General features: G+C 69.2%; 22 protein-coding genes, 1 tRNA gene and 1 pseudogene. 9 read left to right on the top strand and 15 right to left on the bottom strand.

Annotated elements, in window-relative coordinates; genetic code table 11:
- Positions 1–363: 363 nt before the first annotated feature.
- The 3 genes and pseudogenes from ACFHW1_RS04380 to ACFHW1_RS04370 form a co-directional block, all read left to right on the top strand.
- Positions 364–1137: pseudogene (locus ACFHW1_RS04380) on the top strand (class E sortase); the annotation flags it as partial.
- A gap of 3 nt (positions 1138–1140) precedes the next feature.
- Positions 1141–1449, top strand: a complete 309-nt coding sequence (locus ACFHW1_RS04375; protein ID WP_416550976.1) for a hypothetical protein — start codon at positions 1141–1143, stop codon at positions 1447–1449.
- A gap of 14 nt (positions 1450–1463) precedes the next feature.
- Positions 1464–2114, top strand: coding sequence for an aminodeoxychorismate/anthranilate synthase component II (locus tag ACFHW1_RS04370; RefSeq protein ID WP_416550975.1), 651 nt, complete (start codon positions 1464–1466; stop codon positions 2112–2114).
- 45 nt (positions 2115–2159) lie between these two features.
- Here ACFHW1_RS04370 and pknB read toward each other — a convergent pair whose 3' ends face one another.
- From pknB to ACFHW1_RS04335, 7 genes are all read right to left on the bottom strand, one after another.
- On the bottom strand, positions 2160–3995 hold the full coding sequence (gene pknB, locus ACFHW1_RS04365) for a Stk1 family PASTA domain-containing Ser/Thr kinase (protein WP_416550974.1): 1836 nt from the start codon (positions 3993–3995) through the stop codon (positions 2160–2162).
- Entirely contained in the window at positions 3992–5500 is a 1509-nt protein-coding gene (locus tag ACFHW1_RS04360; protein WP_416550973.1) for a protein kinase domain-containing protein, read from the bottom strand. Before ACFHW1_RS04360 ends, pknB begins: the two co-directional genes overlap by 4 nt.
- A 1-nt stretch (position 5501) precedes the next feature.
- Positions 5502–7010, bottom strand: coding sequence for a peptidoglycan D,D-transpeptidase FtsI family protein (locus tag ACFHW1_RS04355; RefSeq protein ID WP_416550972.1), 1509 nt, complete (start codon positions 7008–7010; stop codon positions 5502–5504).
- The gene (locus tag ACFHW1_RS04350) at positions 7007–8449 is read right to left on the bottom strand and encodes an FtsW/RodA/SpoVE family cell cycle protein (RefSeq protein WP_416551103.1); all 1443 of its coding nucleotides are present in this window, start codon (positions 8447–8449) and stop codon (positions 7007–7009) included. Before ACFHW1_RS04350 ends, ACFHW1_RS04355 begins: the two co-directional genes overlap by 4 nt.
- A 73-nt stretch (positions 8450–8522) precedes the next feature.
- A complete protein-coding gene (locus tag ACFHW1_RS04345) occupies positions 8523–9998 on the bottom strand; it encodes a PP2C family protein-serine/threonine phosphatase (RefSeq protein WP_416550971.1) in 1476 nt (491 codons plus the stop codon).
- Positions 9995–10477: an FHA domain-containing protein FhaB/FipA gene (locus tag ACFHW1_RS04340; RefSeq protein ID WP_278172744.1), complete on the bottom strand. Its 483-nt coding sequence runs from the start codon at positions 10475–10477 to the stop codon at positions 9995–9997. The genes ACFHW1_RS04345 and ACFHW1_RS04340 overlap by 4 nt, the downstream gene beginning before the upstream one ends.
- A gap of 2 nt (positions 10478–10479) precedes the next feature.
- Positions 10480–11283: an FhaA domain-containing protein gene (locus ACFHW1_RS04335; RefSeq protein WP_416550970.1), complete on the bottom strand. Its 804-nt coding sequence runs from the start codon at positions 11281–11283 to the stop codon at positions 10480–10482.
- A 247-nt stretch (positions 11284–11530) separates the two neighbouring features.
- Here ACFHW1_RS04335 and ACFHW1_RS04330 point away from each other — a divergent pair.
- From ACFHW1_RS04330 to ACFHW1_RS04320, 3 genes are all read left to right on the top strand, one after another.
- Positions 11531–11616 (top strand) — tRNA-Leu (locus ACFHW1_RS04330).
- 136 nt (positions 11617–11752) lie between these two features.
- The gene (locus tag ACFHW1_RS04325) at positions 11753–12826 is read left to right on the top strand and encodes an NAD-dependent epimerase/dehydratase family protein (RefSeq protein ID WP_416550969.1); all 1074 of its coding nucleotides are present in this window, start codon (positions 11753–11755) and stop codon (positions 12824–12826) included.
- Positions 12823–13629: a WecB/TagA/CpsF family glycosyltransferase gene (locus tag ACFHW1_RS04320; RefSeq protein WP_416614869.1), complete on the top strand. Its 807-nt coding sequence runs from the start codon at positions 12823–12825 to the stop codon at positions 13627–13629. Before ACFHW1_RS04325 ends, ACFHW1_RS04320 begins: the two co-directional genes overlap by 4 nt.
- A gap of 583 nt (positions 13630–14212) precedes the next feature.
- On the opposite strand, the gene ACFHW1_RS04315 is transcribed toward ACFHW1_RS04320, so the two are convergent.
- From ACFHW1_RS04315 to ACFHW1_RS04290, 6 genes are all read right to left on the bottom strand, one after another.
- A complete protein-coding gene (locus ACFHW1_RS04315) occupies positions 14213–14812 on the bottom strand; it encodes a hypothetical protein (protein ID WP_416614862.1) in 600 nt (199 codons plus the stop codon).
- A 146-nt stretch (positions 14813–14958) separates the two neighbouring features.
- Positions 14959–15366 (bottom strand): PIN domain-containing protein, encoded by a 408-nt coding sequence (locus ACFHW1_RS04310; RefSeq protein ID WP_416614861.1) that lies wholly within the window; start codon positions 15364–15366, stop codon positions 14959–14961.
- Positions 15367–15389: 23 nt separating this feature from the next.
- Entirely contained in the window at positions 15390–15650 is a 261-nt protein-coding gene (locus ACFHW1_RS04305; protein WP_416614859.1) for a ribbon-helix-helix protein, CopG family, read from the bottom strand.
- 59 nt (positions 15651–15709) lie between these two features.
- Positions 15710–16141 carry a hypothetical protein gene (locus ACFHW1_RS04300; RefSeq protein ID WP_416614857.1) on the bottom strand — a complete coding sequence of 144 codons (432 nt, stop codon included), beginning with the start codon at positions 16139–16141 and terminating at the stop codon, positions 15710–15712.
- Positions 16142–16899: 758 nt separating this feature from the next.
- Entirely contained in the window at positions 16900–17295 is a 396-nt protein-coding gene (locus ACFHW1_RS04295) for a helix-turn-helix domain-containing protein (RefSeq protein WP_416614856.1), read from the bottom strand.
- Between the two features lie 17 nt (positions 17296–17312).
- Positions 17313–17954 (bottom strand): hypothetical protein, encoded by a 642-nt coding sequence (locus ACFHW1_RS04290; protein ID WP_416614855.1) that lies wholly within the window; start codon positions 17952–17954, stop codon positions 17313–17315.
- A gap of 74 nt (positions 17955–18028) precedes the next feature.
- On the opposite strand from ACFHW1_RS04290, the gene ACFHW1_RS04285 reads away from it, so the two are divergent.
- The gene (locus tag ACFHW1_RS04285) at positions 18029–18406 is read left to right on the top strand and encodes a hypothetical protein (RefSeq protein WP_416614854.1); all 378 of its coding nucleotides are present in this window, start codon (positions 18029–18031) and stop codon (positions 18404–18406) included.
- Here ACFHW1_RS04285 and ACFHW1_RS04280 read toward each other — a convergent pair.
- Complete coding sequence (locus tag ACFHW1_RS04280; RefSeq protein ID WP_416614853.1) at positions 18403–18729, bottom strand: type II toxin-antitoxin system Phd/YefM family antitoxin; 327 nt, start codon at positions 18727–18729, stop codon at positions 18403–18405. The two genes, ACFHW1_RS04285 and ACFHW1_RS04280, sit on opposite strands and share 4 nt — an antisense overlap.
- Positions 18730–18802: 73 nt before the next feature.
- Between ACFHW1_RS04280 and ACFHW1_RS04275 the strand changes: the two genes are divergently transcribed.
- The gene (locus tag ACFHW1_RS04275) at positions 18803–19684 is read left to right on the top strand and encodes a hypothetical protein (protein ID WP_416614851.1); all 882 of its coding nucleotides are present in this window, start codon (positions 18803–18805) and stop codon (positions 19682–19684) included.
- Between the two features lie 354 nt (positions 19685–20038).
- Here the strand turns inward: ACFHW1_RS04275 and ACFHW1_RS04270 are convergent, their stop codons facing one another.
- Positions 20039–20272, bottom strand: coding sequence for a winged helix-turn-helix domain-containing protein (locus ACFHW1_RS04270; protein ID WP_416614850.1), 234 nt, complete (start codon positions 20270–20272; stop codon positions 20039–20041).
- A 431-nt stretch (positions 20273–20703) separates the two neighbouring features.
- Here ACFHW1_RS04270 and ACFHW1_RS04265 point away from each other — a divergent pair, with 431 nt between their 5' ends.
- Positions 20704–20961 (top strand): hypothetical protein, encoded by a 258-nt coding sequence (locus tag ACFHW1_RS04265; RefSeq protein WP_416593502.1) that lies wholly within the window; start codon positions 20704–20706, stop codon positions 20959–20961.

The following is a 20961-nucleotide window of genomic DNA, read 5'->3' as shown; positions in this document are numbered from 1 at the left end:
CCCGACCAACCGCACGACTCGGGCCGGCACCGCGCGTATCACACCGACGACTCGGCCACGGTGCTTCCCCGCTTCACCGGGCCGAACCCGGCACCGGCCCCGGGCCCGACACCCCCGGCGCATCAGCACCAGCCCGGCTACTCGCCCCAGCAACTGGCCCTGTACCGGCGCCCCCGACAGCCCGAGCGCGACGATGCTGCCCGCACGGCCGTCATCCCCCCCTACCCCGCCGAGCCTGCCACGTCCACCACAGTGCTGCCGGTAGTCATCAGCAGCTACCAGCCGCCGCCCAACGGAGAATCAGCGTCCGGGGCCGAGCCGGGGCCCGACCCGGGCGGCTCTGGCGCGCGCGACGGTGCCGCCCCCCGTCGCGGTGAGCGGGTGGTGAAGTTGCGACCGGAGCGCACCGACAGCGGTTACAAGAGCGTGTACTCCGAATTGACCCGACCCACCATCTGGACCGCGCTGCGCGCCACCGCTCGGGCAACCGGGGAGCTGTTGATCACCTTCGGCATCGTGGTGCTGCTCTTCGCCGGCTACGAGATCTGGGGCAAGTCGGTCATCGTCAACGCCCACCAGAACGAGCTCAGCGACCAGCTCGCCCAGCAATGGGCCGAAGTGCCCGAGCCGGTCGTCAGCGACGGGCCCACGCCCGAGCCCGAGGCGTCCCCCACCATCCAGGTGCAGGGCACCCCGGTCGCCGGGCTCTACATCCCGAAGCTGGACAAGAACTGGATCGTCGTCGAGGGCGTCGGCCAGGACGACATCCGGTACGCACCGGGTCACTACCCGGACAGCGCCGGCCCCGGGGAGATCGGCAACTTCTCGGTGGCCGGGCACCGCAACCGGGCCACCTTCTGGCGGCTGGACGAGCTGGGCGACGGCGACACGATTGTCGTCGAGGACCGGGACACCTGGCACGTGTACGCGGTCACCCGCAACCACATCGTGCTGCCGAACCAGACCGAAGTGGTCGCCGCCGTCCCCGGCGACCGCCGGGCGCAGCCGACCGAGGCGATGCTGACCCTGACCACCTGCCACCCGAAGTTCGACAACTACCAGCGGCTGATCGTGCACGCGGCGCTGGTTCGCAGCCAGCCCAAGGCCGATGGCCGACCGGCGGAACTCGGCGGCTGAGCCATGTACGCCTGGATCTGGCGCAAGCTCCCGTTCGGCACGCCCGGCAAGCTGATCGGTTCGGCGCTGCTCGCCGGGCTGACGGTCGTCCTGCTCTGGTACGTGGTCTTCCCGTGGGCGGAGCCGCTGCTGCCGTTCGACGACGTCCAGGTGACCGAGGACGGCGGCGGCACCGGTACCGACCCCGGCGACGGCGGTCCGGCCGACGGCGACGGCGACGGCGGCGACCCGGACAGTGGCGGCGCCGGCGACTACGAGCTGCCGTACGACACCGAGACGAACAACCCCGTACCCGATGTGAACGGCGACTAGAGTCAGGTGTCCGCGTGCGCGTACTGGTGATCGACAACTACGACTCGTTCGTGTTCAACCTGGTGCAGTACCTCGGCCAGCTGGGTGCCGAATGCGACGTTCGGCGCAACGCCGAGATCTCCGTCGACGAGGTCGGCCGGCTCGGCGCGGCCGGTGTGCTGCTCTCCCCCGGGCCGGGTGCGCCGGGCAGCGCCGGCATCTGCCTGGAGGTCATCGAGCGGTACGCCGGACAGCTGCCGATCCTCGGCGTCTGCCTCGGTCACCAGGCGATCGGTGCCGCGTTCGGCGGGGTCGTCGAACGTGCTCCCGAGCTGCTGCACGGCAAGACCTCGCTGGTCGAGCATCGGGGCGTCGGGGTGCTGGCCGGGCTGCCGGACCCGTTCACCGCCACCCGCTACCACTCCCTCGCCGTACGCGAGGACAGCCTGCCGGCCGAGATCGAGGTCACCGGCCGGACCGCGTCCGGGGTGGTGATGGCGATGCGGCACCGGAGCCTGCCGGTCGAGGGTGTGCAGTTCCACCCCGAGTCGGTGCTCACCGAGGGCGGCCACCTGATGCTGGCGAACTGGCTGGCCGGGTGCGGTCTGCCGCAGGCCCGGCAGCGGGCACCGCGGCTCGCCGCCGAGGTGGAGACCCGGCGGCGGGCCGCGTTCGTATCGGCCTGAGTCCAGGCCGGGCCCGGCCTGGCCTTTGGGAGCGCAGCCCGCGACTCAGTCGAACAGCCGGGAGACGGGCGCGGTGGGCAGCAGACCGCTCACTCCGCTGCCTGGGGTGCTGGAGCCGCCACCACCGCCCTCGCCGTCACCGTCGCCCGGTGGCGGGCTGGTCGTCGGGGGGGATCCGGTCGGCGACGGGCTGCCGGTCGGGTCCGGCGACGGCTCCTCCTCCTGCCGGGGCTGGGAGACAACGATTTCCACCCGGGAGTTGACCCGGTGCTCGCCGTTGTTCGGGCTCTGGCTGGTGACGATGCCGGCATCGGCCGGGTCGACTTCCTCCCCGTCGATCACCCGCGGGTCGAAGCCGCGGTTTTCAAGCGTCGCGACGGCCTGGGCTTCGGTGTAGCCGACGACGTTCGGCATGTCCCGCAGATTGTTGAGCGAGACGTGCACCTCGACCTCGCTGCCCACCTCGACCAACTCGCCGGCGCCGGGCACCTCGACCACCTGGTCCTTCGGTGCCGAGCTGTCCACCTCCTCAAAAACGGCGATCAGCTTCCGGTCGGTGAGCTGCTGCTCGGCCGCGCTGCGGGTAAAGCCCTTCATGTCGGGCACCTGGACCTTGCCTGGACCGGAGCAGACGACGAGGGCCACCTCGGAGCCCCGCTCGACGGCGCCCGGCTCCGGCGACTGCTCGACGACGGTGTTGACCGTACAGTTCGGGTCGTCGCGAGGGGTGACGTCCGCTGTCAGCTGCAGGTCGGTGAGGGTCAGCTGGGCCTGTTCGATCTGCGCGCCGATCAGGCGGGGCAGAACGACGGTGACCGGCTCGTCGGGTTGGTTCATCCAGATCAGCCCGGTGGCCAGGGCGATCACCGCGAAGACGCCCAGCGCGCTGAGCCCGGCGATGACCGCCGGCGAGGTCCGCCTCGGCGGCGGGCCGCCGACGCCGCCGGGGATCCGCTGGGTCGAGCCGGTACGCCCGGTGGCGCCCATCGCCGCGGTTTCGTCGTCGTCGCGCAGCACCGGGGTGGCCAGCACCGGCCGGCCGGAGGCGGCGCGCAGCAGGTCGGCGCGCATCTCGCCGGCGCTCTGGTAACGGTTGACCGGGTTCTTGGCCAGCGCCTTCAACACGATCGCGTCGATCGCCGGGGTGACGTCCCGGTTGATCTCGCTCGGCGCCCGCGGGTCCTCCCGGACGTGCTGGTAGGCGACGCTGACCGGGCTGTCCCCGACGAACGGCGGATGGCCGCAGAGCAGCTCGAACAGCACACAGCCGGCCGCGTAGACGTCGGATCGGGCGTCCACCGACTCGCCCCGGGCCTGCTCCGGGGAGAGGTACTGCGCGGTGCCGATCACCGCCGAGGTCTGGGTCATCGTGGTCGCGCCGCTGGCCAGCGCGCGGGCGATGCCGAAGTCCATCACCTTGACCTGGTCGGTCTGGGTGAGCATGACGTTGCCGGGCTTGATGTCCCGGTGGATGATGCCGTGCCGGTGGCTGAACTCCAGGGCGGCGCAGACGTCGGCGCAGTATTCCAGGGCCCGACGCGGGTGCAGCCGGCCCTCGGCGGCGAGCACTTCCTTGAGGGTGCGGCCGTTGACGAACTCCATGACGATGAACGGCAGCGGCTCGCCGGTGGCGGCGTACTCCTCGCCGGTGTCGTAGACCGCGACGATCGCCGGGTGGTTGAGCGAGGCGGAGTTCTGCGCCTCGCGCCGGAACCGTTCCTGGAAGGTCCGGTCCCGGGCCAGGTCGGTGCGCAGCATCTTGATCGCGACATCACGGCCGAGCCGCAGGTCACGGCCGCGGTGAACCTCGGCCATACCGCCATAGCCGAGCAACTCGCCGACTTGGTACCTGCCACCTAGCAGGCGGGCCTGCGCGGTCATCGTCCTTGTCGTCCTTCGCTCGTCTGGTCGTCATCGGATCGGACCAAGTCGGGTGCTTCCATCGACGGTACGGGTCCCACGCTGGTTTCGACGTGTCCGGCTGCCATCTGGTTCTCAGCCGTAACCAATCGCACCACGGGTTGCCCCAGAGCGGCCGAATTGCCGGCGCTGTCGATGATCTTGTAAGCGACCAGCCCGGTGCAGAGCAACACGATCAACGCTCCGAGGATGATCGCCAGGACGGTGAACACTTGCCGGTGCAGGCCACCGGACCGCTGGGGCGGGGCTGGTGGCCGGTTGTAGCCGTACGGGTTGGGTGGACGACCCGACGCGGGAAGGGGCTGCCGCGCCGGGGTGGCAGGGTGATGGTAGCCGGCCGGATACCCGGCCGGCATCATCGGCGCGGTGGCCGGCCGGTAGCCGGGTGGTCCGGGCATCGGCTGCCCCAGCGGCGGCCGCTGACCGGGCGGCACCGAATTGGGCGGCACCGAGCCGGGGTGCATCGGCCCCGGCGACATCGGCCCCGGCGACATCGGCCCGGGAGACATGGGTGCAGGGCCGGACGCCATCGGCGAGACCGGCGCCGCCGGGGTGGGCCGGGGCGCGGCCGGGTGCTGGCCGGGATGCTGCTGGCCCGGGTGCTGCTGGCCCGGGTGCTGCTGGGCGTGTGGTGGCCGGGGCGGGCCGGCGAGCGTGGTGGCGGCCTGCCGGGAGACGGCGGCCATCGTGGCGGCGCTCTGCCAGCGTGCCGAGGGATCCTTGGCGAGCGCGCGCTCGACGAAGCTGCGGACCACGGGTGGGATGTCCGACGGTAGCGCACGTGGCACTTCACGCACGTGCTTCATGGCGATTTCCAGCGGATTGTCGCCCTCGAACGGCCGCCGACCGGACAGACACTGGTAGGCGACCACGCCGAGCGCGTACACGTCGGAAGCCGGCGTCGCGACCGCGCCGGACGCCTGTTCCGGGGAGATGTAGGAGGCGGTGCCGAGCACTGAGCCGGCGGCGGTCAGCTGGCCGACGATCTCCGAGCGGGCGATGCCGAAGTCGGTCAGCACCAGCGTGCCGTTGGGTCGTACCAGCAGGTTGCCCGGCTTGACGTCGCGGTGCACGATGCCCTTCTCGTGGGCCGCGTGCAACGCGTCGGCGGCCTGGGCGACCAGCGCCATGGTGCGGGCCGGGGTGAGCCGCCCGACCCGGGACAGGGTGCGCGACAGCGCGTCGCCCTCGACGTACTCCATCACCAGGAAGGCGATGTGCTTGTCGCTGCCGTAGTCGTAGACGTCGACCACGCCGGGATGGTTGATGGTGGCCATGGTGCGGGCCTCGCCGCGGAACCGTTCGGCGAAGCCCGGCTCCTCCAGCAGCGCGGGGAGCAGGCTCTTGACCGCGACGGTACGGCCGAGCACCTCGTCGGTGCCGCGCCACACGTCGCCCATCCCGCCGCTGGCGATGCGCTCGTCGAGCCGGTAACGGCCGCCGAGCAGGACTCCGGAACTCAGCATCTCATCGCCCCTCACGCTCGGCGACAAGTGCCCGCATGATCTGGCCGGAGATCCGGGCCGCTTCCGCGCTGCCGCCGCTGCCGGCACCTTCCAGCAGTACGCAGACCGCCGAGATCGGCTCACCGTCCTCGGACGTGACGAAGCCGATGAACCACCCGTGGTCGTCGTCGCCCTCGCCGGCCTGCGCGGTGCCGGTCTTGCCGCCGACGGTGTAGCCGTCGATCCGGGCGTTGCGGCCGGTGCCGTTGCGCACCACGCTGACCATCATCTCCTGCAGGTCGGCGGCGACCGACCCGCTCACCGACTGGCGCAGCTCCCGCGGGTCCGCGGTGTAGTAGCTGCTGGTCCGGTCGGCGTGCAGCAGTTGCTGGATCACGTACGGGCGCATCTGGCTGCCGCCGTTGGCCACCGCCGCCGCGATCATCGCGCCTTCCAGCGGGGTCATCCGGACGTTGTTCTGGCCGATCGACGACTGGGCCAGCGCCGCGCCGTCCTCGCTGCCGTCCGGGTTGGTGATGTCGCCGGTCCGGCTGGCCGCGACCGGCAGGCCGTCGTCGCCGCTGGTCCGGCCGACGACCAGCTCCTCGTCCTCGAAGCCGAAGTCGCGGGCCTTGGCCTTGACCGTCTCGGCGCCGAGCTCCACACCCAGCTTGGCGAAGCCGGTGTTACACGAGTCGGTCAGGGCGGTGATCAGGGTGACCTCGTCCTGTGGGCAGATGGAGTCGACGGCGTTGCGGATGTCGGTGCCGGAGTCAGGGTGCCGGTAGACCGGGCCGGCGGAGATCGGCGTCTCGACGGTGGTGCCGTTCTCCAGGGCCGCCGCCGCGACGACGACCTTGAAGGTGGAGCCGGGCGGCAGCACCTCGCCGAGGGCCCGGTTGTTCAGCGGACGGTTCGGGTCGCTGTCCAGCTCGTTGAAGGCTTCCTGGGCCGCCCCGGTGTCGTGGCTGGCCAGCGGGTTCGGGTCGAAGCTGGGGAGCGAGACCAGGGCCTGCAGCGCGCCGGTACGCGGATCGAGCGCCACCGCCGCGCCCACGTCGACACCGACCCGGTTGTCCAGCAGCTGCCGGTACGCGGTCTCCTGCGCCCGCCGGTTGATGGTGAGCAGCACGTTCCCGCCGCCGGTCTCCTCGCCGGTGAACAGGTCCCGGACCCGGTCGGCGAAGAGCTGGTCGCTGGTGCCGGCGAGGAACTCGTTCTCAGCCTTCTCCACGCCGGTGGCGGCCAGGTTGACCGGCTTGTAGCCGATCACGTGCGCGTAGAGCTCGTTGTCCGGGTAGGTGCGCAGATACTGCAGCTCGCCGTCGGTCGGGGTGCTGGTGGCCAGGGCACGGGCGCCGGCTTCGATGTTGCCGCGTTGCCGGTCGTACTCGGCGACCTGCACCCGGCCGTTGTAGTCGCTGGTGCGGTACTCCTCGGCCTTGTAGCCCTGGACCCAGTTGAGGTTCACAAAGAGCAGGCCGAACAGCACCATGATGACCACGCCGACTCGGCGCAGCGGGGCGTTCATCGGCGGATCACCTCCGTCGGCGCGCCGTGCAACTGGGCAGGTGGTCCGGCCGGCGCGCCGGGCGGTCGGGGCTCAGCGCCCGCCACCGGCCGACGGCCAGCGTCGGAGATCCGCAGCAGCATCGCCACCAGCAGCCAGTTCGCCATCAGCGACGAGCCGCCGGCGGACAGGAACGGGGTGGTCTGACCGGTCAGCGGGATCAGCCCGCTGATCCCGCCGACGATCACGAAGACCTGCAGGGAGAGGGTGAACGCCAGGCCACCGGCGAGCAGCTTGCCGAACGAGTCGCGTACCGCCAGGCCGGCCCGCAGCCCGCGTTGCGCGACCAGCAGGTAGACGATGAGCAGCGCGGAGAGACCGAACAGGCCGATCTCCTCGCCGAGGCCGGCGAAGATGAAGTCGTTGTGCACCTCCGGCACCTTCAACGGCTGGCCGCCGCCGGGTCCGGCGCCGAACAGCCCGCCGGTGCCGAGCCCGAGCAGGCCCTGGACCAGTTGATAACCGTCGTCGTACGGGTCGGAGAACGGGTCGAGCCAGATGTTCGCCCGCTGGTAGAAGTTGGCGAACGGGCCACCGACGATGTTGCCCAGGTGGTACGCCAGGAAGGCGCCGCCGAAGAACAGCAGCAGACCGATGATCAGCCAGCTGACCCGTTCGGTGGCGACGTACAGCGTCACGACGAACATGCCGAAGTAGAGCAGCGACGTCCCGAGGTCCTTCTGGAAGACCAGGACCAGGACGCTGAGCAGCCAGACCACCAGCACCGGGCCGAGGTCCCGGCCCCGAGGAAAGTCGATCCCGAGCACCCGCCGACTGGCCAGCGACAACACTTCACGCTTGCGGACCAGGTAGTACGCGAAGAAGGACAGCAGGGCCAGCTTGGCGAACTCACCGGGCTGGATCGAGAAGCCGCCGATCAGGATCCACAGCTTGGCACCGTTGACTTCGGAGTACCGCGCCGGCAGCACCGCCGGGATCATCACCAGCACGATCCCGGCCAGCCCGAGGGTGTACGCGTACCGGGCGACGACCTGGTGATCGCGGACCAGGACTAGCAGTCCGGCGGCGAGCATCACGGCGGCCAGGGTCCAGGCCAGTTGCCGCCCCCCGGTGCCGGCGAAGATCGGATAGTCGATCCGTTCGGCGGCGGCCACCTGGGCCAGGTCGTAGCGGCGCAGGAAACCGACGCCGATGCCGTTGAGCAGGGCCACCGCCGGCAGCAGGGCCGGGTCGGCGTGCGGGGCGAAGAACCGGATGACCAGGTGCAGGCCGACGAAGACCGCGCCGACCACGGCGGTCGGCACCCAGAAGCCGGGCCGGATAGTGCCGAGCACGGCCGCTTCGGCCGCGGCCGAGTAGAGCGCGACCACGGCGAGCGCGAGGGCCAGCAGGCCGAGTTCGGCGTTTCGCCGCGTCCTGATGGGGCGGATCCGCGGCATCTCACCGGTAATGGCCGGCGGGGCGGGTCCGACTGAAGCGGTCACTGGGTTTCCTTCACCTCGCTCGCCGGCCTCAGCCGACCGTCCGGCAACCGGCCGGGTTGGTCACCGGCGGGACCGGCTCGACCGGTGGGGCGTCCGGGGAGCTCTCCGGGGCACCTGACGGGCTCGGGGTGGCGCCCGGTGACGGGCTGTTCGCCGGGCCGGTCGGTGATCCGGAGGCAAGGCCCTCGGGCGTCGCACCCGGCGAACCGGTCACGTCGGCCTCCGGTGACGGGGACAGCGTGGGTGACGGGGTCGGGGTGGGCGTCGGTGGGCAGATCGGCTTCAGGTTGGGGTTGCCCGCGTCGTCCCGGGTGAGTTCCAGCAGGTGCCGCTGCGCCTCGGCTTCGCTGCCGGCGTGGATGCCGCGCTTGACCCGGTCCTGAGCGACGGAGGTCAGGTCGTCCAGGGCGAGGTCGCTGGTCTGGTGCACGGTGGAGAGGCTGACGCCGGCCACCTCGCCCGGCATGCCCTGGAAAATCGCCAGCTGGCCCTCGCCGGTGGCGCCGACGTAGTACTGCCGCTGGGTGTAGGCCCAGCCGGCCCAGACTCCACCGCCGAGGATGCCGACCAGCACGACCAGAACGATCGCCGCGCGCAGCGGCCGGCGGCGGGGGCGCTGCGGCTCGTCGTCCGGGGCGGCAGCGGCGGCGGCCGGCTCCGGCACGGCGGCCCGGGGCGCGGACAGCGCGGAAGCCCGGGCGGCCGGGGTGGAGTCGTCGGCGGCGGTGGCCATGCCCCGGTCGCGGGCGGCGGCACCGCCGACGATCGGTGCCTGCTCGTGGATGCTCTGGTCGGTGGCGTCGGCGACGACGACGGTGATGTTGTCCGGGCCGCCGCCGCGCAGCGCCAACTGGACCAGGCGTTCGACGCACTTGCCCGGGTCGGTGTACTCGCGCAGCGTCTCGGCGATGGTGTCCGGGCTGACCACGCCGGACAGCCCGTCGCTGCAGATTAGGTAGCGGTCGCCCGCGACGACCTGGCGTACCGAGTACTCCGGGTCGATGTCCCGGCCGTCCAGCGCCCGGGTCAGCAGCGACCGTTGGGGGTGGCTGCTGGCCTCCTCGGCGCTGATCCGGCCCTCGTCGACCAGCATCTGGACGTAGGTGTCGTCCTTGGTGATCTGCGCGAACTCCCCGTTGCGCAGCAGGTACGCCCGGGAGTCGCCGATGTGCACCATGCCGATCTTGCTGCCGGAGAAGAGCGTCGCGGTCAGCGTGGTGCCCATCCCCTCCAGATGGGGGTTGGCGTCGACGGTGTCCCGGAGGTGCTGGTTGGCCAGGCCGACGGCGCCGCGTAGGGCGTCGACCATGGCGTCGCCGGGGACGTCCTCGTCGAGCGGGGCGAGTGCCCCGATGACGAGGTTGCTGGCGACGTCACCGGCGGCCATCCCGCCCATGCCGTCGGCCACGGCGAGCAGCCGCGGCCCGGCGTAGACGGAGTCCTGGTTTCCGTCACGGATCAGTCCGCGGTCACTGTGGGCGGCATAGCGCAGGGTCAGAGTCATGGCCGTAACTCAAGAGATGTGCGGCCGATTCGGATCGGCACGGCGAGGGGTACGGGGGTAGGTCCGGTGACCTTAGCGCGGTCCAGGTAGGTCCCGTTAGTGGAACCCGTGTCTTCGATGAACCACTGGCCGTCCCGGGGCATCAGCCGGGCGTGTCGCGCCGACGCGTAGTCATCGGTGATGACCAGGGTGGAGTCCTCTGCCCGACCTATCGTAATCGGAGACTCACCCAAAGTAATTTTAGTCCCGGCCAGTTGGCCAGCGGTCACTACGAGCTGATGAGCGGCCCGCCCCCGTTTGACCTTGGCCGGCCGGGCCGGTGCCGTACTGCTGCTGACCCCGCGCGGAGCCGCGACCAGGCGGCTGGACCGGGCACCGGCGAACAGATCCCGACGGATCACCCCCACCACCGTGAAGACGAAGATCCACAGCAGGACGATGAAGCCGACCCGGGCGACGGCAACGACGAATTCGGGCAAGGTTAGCCATCCACTCGGAACGTGAGCGTGGTCGTCCCGAGCTGGATCATGTCACCGGGGTTCAGGGCCACTGCGGAGACCCGCTGCCCGTTGACCATGGTCCCGTTGGTCGACCCCAGATCGGTCAGCACCACTTGAGCACCGTCGAAGTCGAGCCGGGCGTGTCGGCGGGAGATCCCCACGTCCGGCAGGCGCAGATTGGCCTGGTCACCCCGGCCGATCACGGTCGAACCCATCTGCAGCGGATAGGTCCGCCCGTCACCCGAGACCAGCCGTACGTTGCGGGTGCCGGCCGGCGAGTGCGGCGGTTGACCGTACCCCCCGCCCTGCTGGTCGTACGGCGGATAGCCGCCCTGACCACCCCCGGGCATGTCGTACCCGGGCTGCTGCACCGGCGCGACGTCGCCGCCGGTGAACACCTCGGCCGTCACCCGGAACATCCCGGTGTCGAGCCCGTCGCCCCGCTCAATCTCGACGATCACGTCGCCGTAGACCGTCCAGGCCTGCTCACCGATGAACTCCGCCTGCGACTGGGCGAGCTCCTGGGCCAGGGCCGCCGCGTACGGAGCCAGCCGACTGTGGTCGTACGGCGAGAGATCGATTACGTAGCGGTTCGGCACCAGCGTGCGCCCACCAGCCAGGATCGCCTTGTGGGCCTCAGCCTCCCGCTGCATCGCGTTGAGGATCTCCACCGGGTGCACGACACCCTTGAACACCTTGGCGAAGGCCCCTTCGACTAGGCCTTCCAGACGCTTCTCGAAGCGTTGCAGCACGCTCACCGGCTCCTCCTCGGGTTCCGAGGACATGATGGTATCCGGCCGTCGCCCGTGCCACCCGCACGCCGATCGACCACCGCTCCCGGCCTGTCCCGAACGACCGACCCGCCCCGTGCTACTCTTCGCCAGGCGTCGCGGGCGATATCAAGCTCGGGGCGACCAGGGACAGCGTAGTATGTCCCGGCACCTGCCAGCGGGTGGCCCCGACCGACACCCCCACCGGGATCGGGAAGGACCGGCCGGGTTAGTCTTCTACCGACTGTCCCGGACAGCATCCGGGGAAGTGGCGGAATGGCAGACGCGCACGGTTCAGGTCCGTGTGCCCGAAAGGGCGTGGGGGTTCAACTCCCCCCTTCCCCACCAGCAGGTCGGGCGGCACCAGCCACCCGGACCAGCTTGCAACGATCAAGAAGGCTCCGCCGGACGGCGGGGCCTTCTTCACATATCGCCCGGATATCCTGTTGACCGTTTACTCCACCCCCCAGCTCAGGAGTGTCGTGTGAGCGTCGCGTTGGTTACCGGTTCCGGCGGTCTGATCGGATCGGAGGCGGCCCGGCACTTCGCCGGCCTCGGCCTGGACGTGGTGGGCATCGACAACGACATGCGCCGCGAGTTCTTCGGCCCCGAGGCGTCCACCGCCTGGAACGTCGAGACCCTGCGGCGCGACCTCGGTGCGGCGTACGCCCATCAGGCGGTGGACATCCGCGACCGCGACGCCCTGGCGGGCCTGTTCCGGCGGTACGGCCGGGACATCGCCGTGGTGATCCACACCGCCGCGCAGCCGTCGCACGACTGGGCGGTGCGCGACCCGTTCACCGACTTCGACGTCAACGGCGGCGGCACCCTCAACGTGCTGCAGAACGTCCGGGAACACTGCCCCGAGGCACCGGTGATCCACTGCTCCACCAACAAGGTGTACGGCGACCGGCCGAACAGCCTGCCGCTGATCGAGCAGGAGACCCGGTGGGAGATCACCCCGGACCACCCGTACGCCGGCGGGATCACCGAGGACATGTCGATCGACGCCTGCCTGCACTCGGTATTCGGCGCGTCGAAGGTCGCCGCCGACATCATGGTGCAGGAGTACGGCCGCTACTTCGGCATCCGTACCGCCTGCTTCCGGGGCGGCACGCTGACCGGCCCGGCGCACTCGGCGACCGAGCTGCACGGCTTCCTCGGCTACCTGATGCGCTGCAACATGGAGCGACGCACCTACAAGATCTTCGGGTACGGCGGCAAAATGGTCCGCGACGCGATCCACAGCCACGACGTGGTCTCCGCGTTCGAGGCGTTCTTCCGCGACCCACGCCCGGCGGCGGTCTACAACCTGGGCGGCGGCCGGCACTCCAACTGCTCGCACCTGGAGGCGTTCGCCATCGCCGAGCAGATCACCGGCGAAAAGATGATCACCGAGTACCAGGAGGCGAACCGGGTCGGCGACCACCAGTGGTGGATCGGCTCGAACGCCGCTTTCCAGCGTGACTACCCTGGCTGGAAGCAGGTCTACGACGTACCGATGATCCTGCAGGAGATCTACCAGGCCAACGTCGACAAGTGGGTGCCCGGGAAATGATCGACCAGGGCAAACGCAACCTGCTCGGGGTGCTGGTCGACGCCGTCGACTACGAGACCGCCACCGAGCGGGTGGTCGACGCCGCCCGGGAGCGCCGGCCGCTGGCGTTGACCGCACTCGCCGTACACGGGGTGATGACCGGGGTCCTGGACCCGGCGCACAACGCCCGGCTCAACTCGTTCGACCTGGTCACCCCGGACGGCCAACCGGTGCGTTGGGGACTCAACCTGCTGCACGGAGCAGGGCTGAAAGACCGTGTCTATGGCCCTACCCTCACCCTGCGGGTGCTGCAGCGCTGCGCCGACGAAGGGCTGCCGGTCTACCTGTACGGATCCACCGAGGAAACGCTGGACCGGCTGGTGCCGAAGCTGGAGCAGATGTTCCCGGCGTTGAAGTTCGCCGGGGTCGAGCCGTCCAAGTTCCGCGCCGTCGGCCCCGGTGAGGACGCCGAGATCGCCGACCGGATCCGGGACTCAGGGGCCCGGCTGGTGCTGGTCGGGCTGGGCTGCCCCCGCCAGGAGGTCTTCGCGTACGCCATGCGGCCGCTGCTGGACATGCCGCTGATGGCGGTCGGCGCGGCCTTCGACTACCACGCCGGCCTGCTGCGCAAGCCGCCGTCCTGGATGCAGCGGTACGGCTTGGAGTGGCTGTGGCGGCTCGGGCTGGAACCGAAGCGGCTGTGGCGCCGGTACGTGATTCTCAACCCGGCGTACCTGGGCCGGCTGGGCGCACAGAAGCTGGGCGTCTGGCAAGCCACCCCGCCGCCGGCAGCCACCGACCGCCCCGCCTCCTTCGCCGTCTGACCGTCTGACCGCCTGGCCTGGCTGTCCCGGCTCCGGGAACCCCTGTCGCGCCCGCCGAGCTGCGTTCACGGCCCGGCGTACGGAACTGCGACCGGCGAGAGCTTGGTGCTGGTCGGCGCTGATTGGAAGAACTATGCCGCTGGCCGCGATTCTTCGGCCTGCCACCAGGCCACAGCTCTGGCGACGAAGTCGGCGACATCTACGTCGGTAGGGTCGCGTCCGAAGTGGCCCTCGATCCTGTCCTGCAAGAAGCGCGAGACGTCGTCTGCGTCTGCCCCGGCGGCCAACCTCGTCAGTAGCGGTCCGAGTAGACAGTCGTACTCGTCATCGCCCGCGTATAGCTCCCCAACGCCGAGGAGGTCCCAGTCGTTAAGCATCTGGCGCAGCGCCTTGTCCGGACCCGGAGCCGTGACCTCCCGGCATGCTCCAACAGGCTGCTCCCCATCCGCCAACCGCGATCGGGCCGCTGATCGCGCTACATGTCGATGATCGCCCACGTTTCGACGGCACGACCGGTGCCGAGGCAGCCGAGGCGGTGGCTGGCTCGCCACCCAGCCCCAATCCTGGGCCGATGCGGCAAGCGTTACAACCACTGCTCATCGATGTTGCCGGCGTACAGGTAGGCAGTGCGGTAGGCCGGCCGCGCGAACAGTTCCGCCTCGCCCGTGTACACGGCGGCCAGCAGGCCCGGTCGGTACCACCAGCCGTTCGCGATGCCGCCGACCTGTGCGACCGGTTGCATGGCGGTCAGGTCGAGCCGGTCGACGGCCGAACCGGTCAGCCGGGTGACCGTGTCCGCGATGTCCATCGCCGCATACGCCAGAGCCAGGGCTTCGACCCAGCCTTCGATGCTGCCGTGCAACGGGACCCACCGATCATCATCGCCACCGGCGATACCGAACGTCCCGTCCGGACCGATCAGGAACGAGTACGGCACAGCGGTGCGTTGCGGCCCAGCCTCGAAGAACCATCCTTGGGAAGCAGACGTGTCTTCCCACTCCGGTGCGCCCACGCTGAGCATCCGAGGGCCGGCGGCGTCCTCGGGCATGCCCGGCGCGGACGGCAGGACGAGGCCACCCAACCGGGTCTGATACCTCTCGGCGCGATCGATGACCTCGTCAGGAATCCGCGCCTCCAGCCACGCATCACGAAATTGACTCACCGGCGGCACGTCGAGCCACACCCCGTGAGCGGCAACGAACGATCGTGCCCGTCTGCTCAAATCGGACGGTGGACGACGCACACCCCACATATGCGCATGCTAACGGCACACGAAGGCAGTCGATAGGTCGGCTGGGCAACGGCAGACCGTCCTCCGGAACTGGGCTTTCACAGGTCGTCGGGCAGGATCCGGAAAGCCGCATGACTGCTCAACGGGCGGATGGCCCTAAAGTCCCGCCGGTCCAGCGTCAACACCGCGTCCGTCTCGTACTGCTCGGCAAGCACAACATTCACCGCGTCGGCGAGATCCAACCTCAGCGCCGCGTACTGCGACTGGACTGTGCGGGCCCTGCGCAGCGCGGTCGCGGTCACCTCCGGGACCAGGACCCGGAGATTCCGTTCCTGGCCCAGCAGCCAGTCCTGCACGGCGTGCGCCGCCTTGCGGTCCACGTTCCGGGTGATGATGTGCTCGATCTCCGCGAACACCAACGGTGAGATCACCGTCGCGGACGCCCCGGCGAAAGCCCTGCGCGCAGCAGCATGCTCGGGATCGTCGATGTTGAACGCGGCTACCAAGCCAGAGGTGTCACCGACAACGATCATGCAGCGCGGCCGGCCGATCCGTACTTGCGATCCGTAGCCTCCGCGACCGCTGCCCGCACGTCGTCGTCGCTCACCGGCCCTCCGAAACCGATCTCCGGTATGTCCCAGTCACCCGACCAACGACGCGCCCGCAGCGCCGCGATACGGAACGCCTCCCGGAAGTACTCCGACTCCGGACGGCCTTCCCTCGCCGCAGCCTCCTTGATGACCCTCAGGTCATCTTCGTCGACCATCACCGTCGTCTTCTTCAGCGCCATATGGTTATGGTACCTCAACCAGCAGATACGAGAGCTCCACGCGATCCGGGCCTGCTCGGCTACATGTACTGCGCGGCGGTCTGCTCGACCTCGCGGATGAAATCCTCCAGCGCGGCCTCGGTCCACTGTTCGTCCTGCAGCAGCGTCCCGAGGATCACGATTTGCGCAGAGAAGGCTACGTCCGGAGCGATATCGTCGAGTAGGTCTGCTTCGCCGAGTGCTCCTCGGATCATGCCCTCCATCGCCAGGGCGGGCAGTTCGTGACCGTCCGCGTACCGCTGACGGGTCGTGGCGACGAAGTTGGCGATCTGCTGCAGGTCGAGTGTCTCGCCGAAGCGTCGTTGCACCGCGACGAAGAAGGCAGCGGTGATGGTCTGCGGCCCTTCTCGGAGCCCTTTGTCGCCGATCTCGGCGAGGAGCCGATCGGCCGTGCCCCAGTCTCCCCGGGCCATGGCACGGATCAGGTCACTGCGGTTCTGGTCGGCGCTCACGTTTCAGGTACCTCGCTATCTGCTCGCGTGCGACGTTCACCGCACGGTTGACCGTGATGCCGGCGATCAGCCCGAGGATGAGGATATGGCCACCGGCCTCCGGCGGGTCGATCCGGACAGGATGGGTTGGAACGGCGGCGCTCGGCGTACCGGTGTGGGTCTGTGCGCCGCTCGGGCCGCGTCTACGGCGCCTGCCACCTGACGGACAGTTTCTTTAGGTTGCATAGCCAGTCGGCGATCGCGACGAACAACCAGCGTCGGCTAGGACCGCGTCATCGCGACGACCAAGAGGCCAGACAGCAGGTAGCGCGCCCCGCGCGGGTCGAGGGGATACGGCACGGCGGCCAACGCGCGCAGCAACCTCGCTTGCCCCCAACGACCGGCGCGGAGGTGCCGGTGCATCCGGTGATAACAGAAAATGCGGGAATCGGGCGTGATGTCAGCGGGCGGCGGGGCCACGAGCGTCCTGAAGCGGATAAAAATCCATGACTATCAACGTGACTTCACCCGCTGCACCCGCCTCCACAGAAGAGGCTACTCGCCACGGACCTTCCCAGCTAATGACACCCGTCGTTCGACAACGCAATCGCCCTGCTAGAGCCTCCACCCGCTGATGCGTGCAAGCGGACCAGTGTGTCGGTGAGGGTGATCCTTCCACATCTTATTGATCAGATGCAGGGCCAGTTCGGCGCCCCGGCCGGCAAGCAGATGATTACTGTGTCGGACAGCAGCGGCCTCCCGGCCGACTGCGGTCATGGCTACTCGTCCGGCTCTGCTGCCTGCAGCCAGGGTTGAGCCGGGCTGATCTCCCACTGCCGCCGCGCGATCGTCGCCAGCGACGCCGTTCCTTCAGGCGGGGATTGCGCGTCCGCCTCCAGACTTAACGCTAGGCGCACGCCCATGGACCTGCACAGGCGCTGGACGAACTCCACTGAGTAGTCCGCCGAGCCCGCCTCGAACTCGACGATGGCGTGCTCAGGCATACCCGACCGTCGGGCTAGCTCGGCCGTGCTCAGCGCCAACTGCCGACGCAGATCAGTCAGTTGGGAGATCAGGTTGGCGCGCACTCGCGCGTCCTGAAATCCCCACCGGACCTCCGAATCAACGTCCTTCGCCAGCAGCGGCCAGAGCTCCTGCCCCGGTGCGTCGCTCATCGTAGCCTCCCTTCGCCTCACTTCGGCTGGTCGTCCGGATGGTCGGTGAGGCGGGTGTGCTCCGGGTGACGCTCCGGAAGGATGACCGGCAGTAACTCGAACAGCGCCTCCACGTCGTCCGAGGTGAACGCTAGCGCCACCACCCCGGAGCCGGGCTTGACCACTTCGACGAAGCGGGCGCCGTCCTCGGCGTCGGCGAACCGGAGCAGCACTTGGTGGGTCACCGGATAGCCGGGCAGAGTGGGCAGGGAGGGGAAGGCGAACCCCGCATCCCGCGGGGCGATAACGCGTTCCTCCGCTGAGTCGCGGACGGCGGCGTGCAGCCCGTTCGACTCAAGGTCGAGCAGATAGTTGCGCAGGCGCCGCACGGCCGTCTGGTGAACCGCGTCCCGCCTGGAGCGGTTGATGCCGACGGCGAGCAGCACCGCGCTTCGGTGGTCGGGAGTGAAGTAGACGAAGCTGACCGGGTAACGTCCGGCCACCCGGAGTTCGCAGAGCCCGCCGGAGTATGCCCGGCTCTCCCCGGACAGGATGCCGCCGGTCTTCACGCGATCCAAAAGCTCCAAAAGCGCGCCACGGTCGTACGACGGCATCGCCTTGGCATCCCTTTCGACCGAATCGCCAGTACTGTCGCGGTAGACCGTCCAGGACCGGGTCATCGCTCACCCCTCACTTCATCGATACGGGTAGCGTGTCCTTGCCTCTCGACATGGACCCCGGTATACATGTCCGAATGGGAGTGGTGGTCTGGTCGCCTGACGCCGTCGAGGACCTGCACATGATCGCCCACACTTTGGCGCAGGATCTCGTGCGGCTCGCTGAAGAAGAACTCCGGGTGCCTACCACCGACACAGAGATCGAGGGCCACCTCAAGGAGCACCCGGGTGTTTGGTGGAGACGGGCGGTCCGACATTGCGATCTCCCCGATTTCCTCTCCTTCGGATCCGACCCGGCGGTTCTCCCGCCGGGTCGGTCCGAGGACTTCGTCTTGGTCTATCGCTACCTCACCCCCACCGAGCGGATCAAGCTGCGCCGACGGCACAGGGCGTTCGTTGTGCTCCGGGTTATCGGCAATGACAAGCTCGCACGGCGGCTGGCGGGACCGGGCTAGTCGATTCTTCTCTGCGGATAGTCGGGTAAGGTGAGGCCGAGTTCTTCGGCAACCTCGCTCGTTGTACGCGCGGTGTCCAGCGGGCGGTGCCCGATGAGCTGCTCCCGGCTGCCGGTCGACTCGAGGATCTGGTCGAGGAGGGCCGCCTCGATGTCGCGGTCGGCCAAAGGGGTGATCAGGGCTACGAACCTGCCGTGGCGGGTGATCACGGCGGGCCGGCCGTCCTCGTTGATCTGCCGGAGCACCTCGGCGGTCCGCTGATTGAGCTCGCGCATCGTGTAGACGCGGTCATTCGCGACGACAGGCTCCCTTGGATTGGTCATCTGAGCCTCCTCGTACCTGATTGTAGTACATTTGGCGAGCGACTTGTAGTACAAGCGACACGAGGGGGAAGAAGTGGTCGACGACCCGTACGCGGCAAGTGCGCCGGCCGCCGTGACGAATCTCCGTGAGTCCGCCAAGTGGTTGATCGCCGCCGCAGCCGCAGTCGGCGCCATCCTGGTCGGTAGCTTCCAGATCAAGGACCTCGGCGTCCTAGCCGATGCCGACACGCTGCACCAGGTCGTGGCCGTAGCCGGCGGCGGCCTCTCGCTCGGCACCGTGGTGGTACTAATCACCGCCGCTGCCCGGGTTATGGTCACGCCCCGCCCGAGCATCCGCGATCTGTCTGAGCGTGAGCTCCGGGGCCGGCGCCCCGGAGTGGGCGGCCTGGCCATCGTCGACTCCAACCAGGACGATCTCGTCCGGTCGCTGCTCGCCCTGCGGTCTTATCTGTTCGACGGCAAGAACTCGCTCCACGAGGTCTACACGGAGTACCGGGAGTCCCAGGCATCGCTGGCCCGGATGCGAGCCGGTGGCGAGTCTTCTACCGAAGACAGGCGTACGGTCGAGGCCCGCGCCGCGAACGCGCTGCAGGCGGCTAACCGCATCGAGGTCGTCGCCCACCAGATCGCCACCGGCGAACGGTTCCGAGCGCTCACCAACCGTTTGGTACTGGGCACCGCCATCTTCGCCGCCTCGCTGGTCGCGTTCACCTGGGCCACCCTCGACAGGCCCAATGCGGTGGTCGACAAGCCGACTGCAGTCACCGTGGTGGTCACCGACCGGGCTGCCGCCGGGCTCCCGCCGACCTGCTCGCTGAGCAGCCTCGACGGCGTCGCGGTGGGCGGCGATTTTGTGAAGCCGACGGTGGTCACCAGCCCGATTGCGGGTTGCGGCAGCACGGTGATCTCCGACAGCCGAGGAATCATCGCCATCCCCTCGACCACCGAGAAATGATCACGCAGACCTGCGGCCAGAGAAGCCATTCCGCAGACAACTACGCGACTGCGGCGCCGGCCACCAAGCCACCCTCCGCCAATTGTCCAGTTCGTCGGCATCCTCTACCGCTGCCTCAAGACCGCCACCAACTACGACAAGACCACCGCATGGGCAGGGGAGGACGTTGTGACTCCCCTCCGCGTATCGGGTGTGCCGGTACCCGTCGGTGAAGCCGACGTTGGAGCGCCCCGTCCGGTGCGAGCGCCTGGGCCAACTGTCGCGGAGCGTAGTCGACAGGGCGTTGTGCGATGCTTTGGGCTGTAGGTTTCGTGGGGGGCATGAGCCTTGCGCCACCAACTCGGCAGCGAGGGTTTACATCTCCGTAGCCTGCTCAGCGACGTACGTGCCCTTGCCCTGGTGGCCTTCGACCAGACCACGGTCGCGCAGCAGCCGCAGGGCGGCTTGGGCTGTGGAGACACTGACCTTGTACGTGTCGGAGAGCTGGGCGTAGGTCGGCAGCTTGTCGCCCGGCGACAGCTCACCGGACCGGATCTGTTCGGTGATGTCATCGACGACACGTAGGTAGTCGGCAGGTCGACTGGGCATTTCAAGGTACTCCTCGCTCGGCACCTCGATTTGACCATGGAACTTGGCTACCTACAAGACTGATGTTGACTTAGGTATCTAACCTACCTAACATTGCTCCTCGGAACGCCTCGCTCGGCAGCTTGGCTTTCCACCCTCCGGGTGCACCCGGCCCGGCAGCCGGGGCGGGCTGCGTCACTGAATGGAGTCAGCCCACTCCTCCCGTGAAGCAATCCGCCTCGGCTGTACTCAGCGGCCCTGTGCGCGTACTGCCGATTGAGGTTGCGCGCGCAGGGCGGGCGGCCCGACCTCCGCACCCCGTTCGGGGTCGGGCCGCCCTTCCACCCGCTCCACCGAAGACCATGCCCGATCAGCGAGCTTGAAAGGCGGTCCTGCCGTGCGCAGACTCCTCGACTTCCTCCGCGTGAAGATGCCGGCGGCTGATCGGTAGCGTGCCGGCCGACCGGTCGCCGGCGGACCCCCGGCCCGGCGACGAGTTGATCATCGACGGCAGGGCGAGTGTGCAGTTCGCGGCCGGGCGAGGCTTCCGGTTCCGGGTGACAACAGTGGACAAGCGGTGGACGTATCAGGACTGGGTCTGGTTGTCCGGGTACGTGTTGGCACCTGACGGTGAAGCCCGCGAACGGCGGGAGATCTTCGTCCAGCGTGACGGTCTCCGCTGGGCACCGCGCCCCCGCCGACACCGCTGA

Source organism: Micromonospora sp. LOL_014 (assembly GCF_048060245.1).
GTDB lineage: Bacteria > Actinomycetota > Actinomycetes > Mycobacteriales > Micromonosporaceae > Micromonospora_E.
The sequence above is the reverse complement of the archived record's forward strand: the minus strand, read 5'-3'. Positions and strand labels throughout refer to the sequence as shown.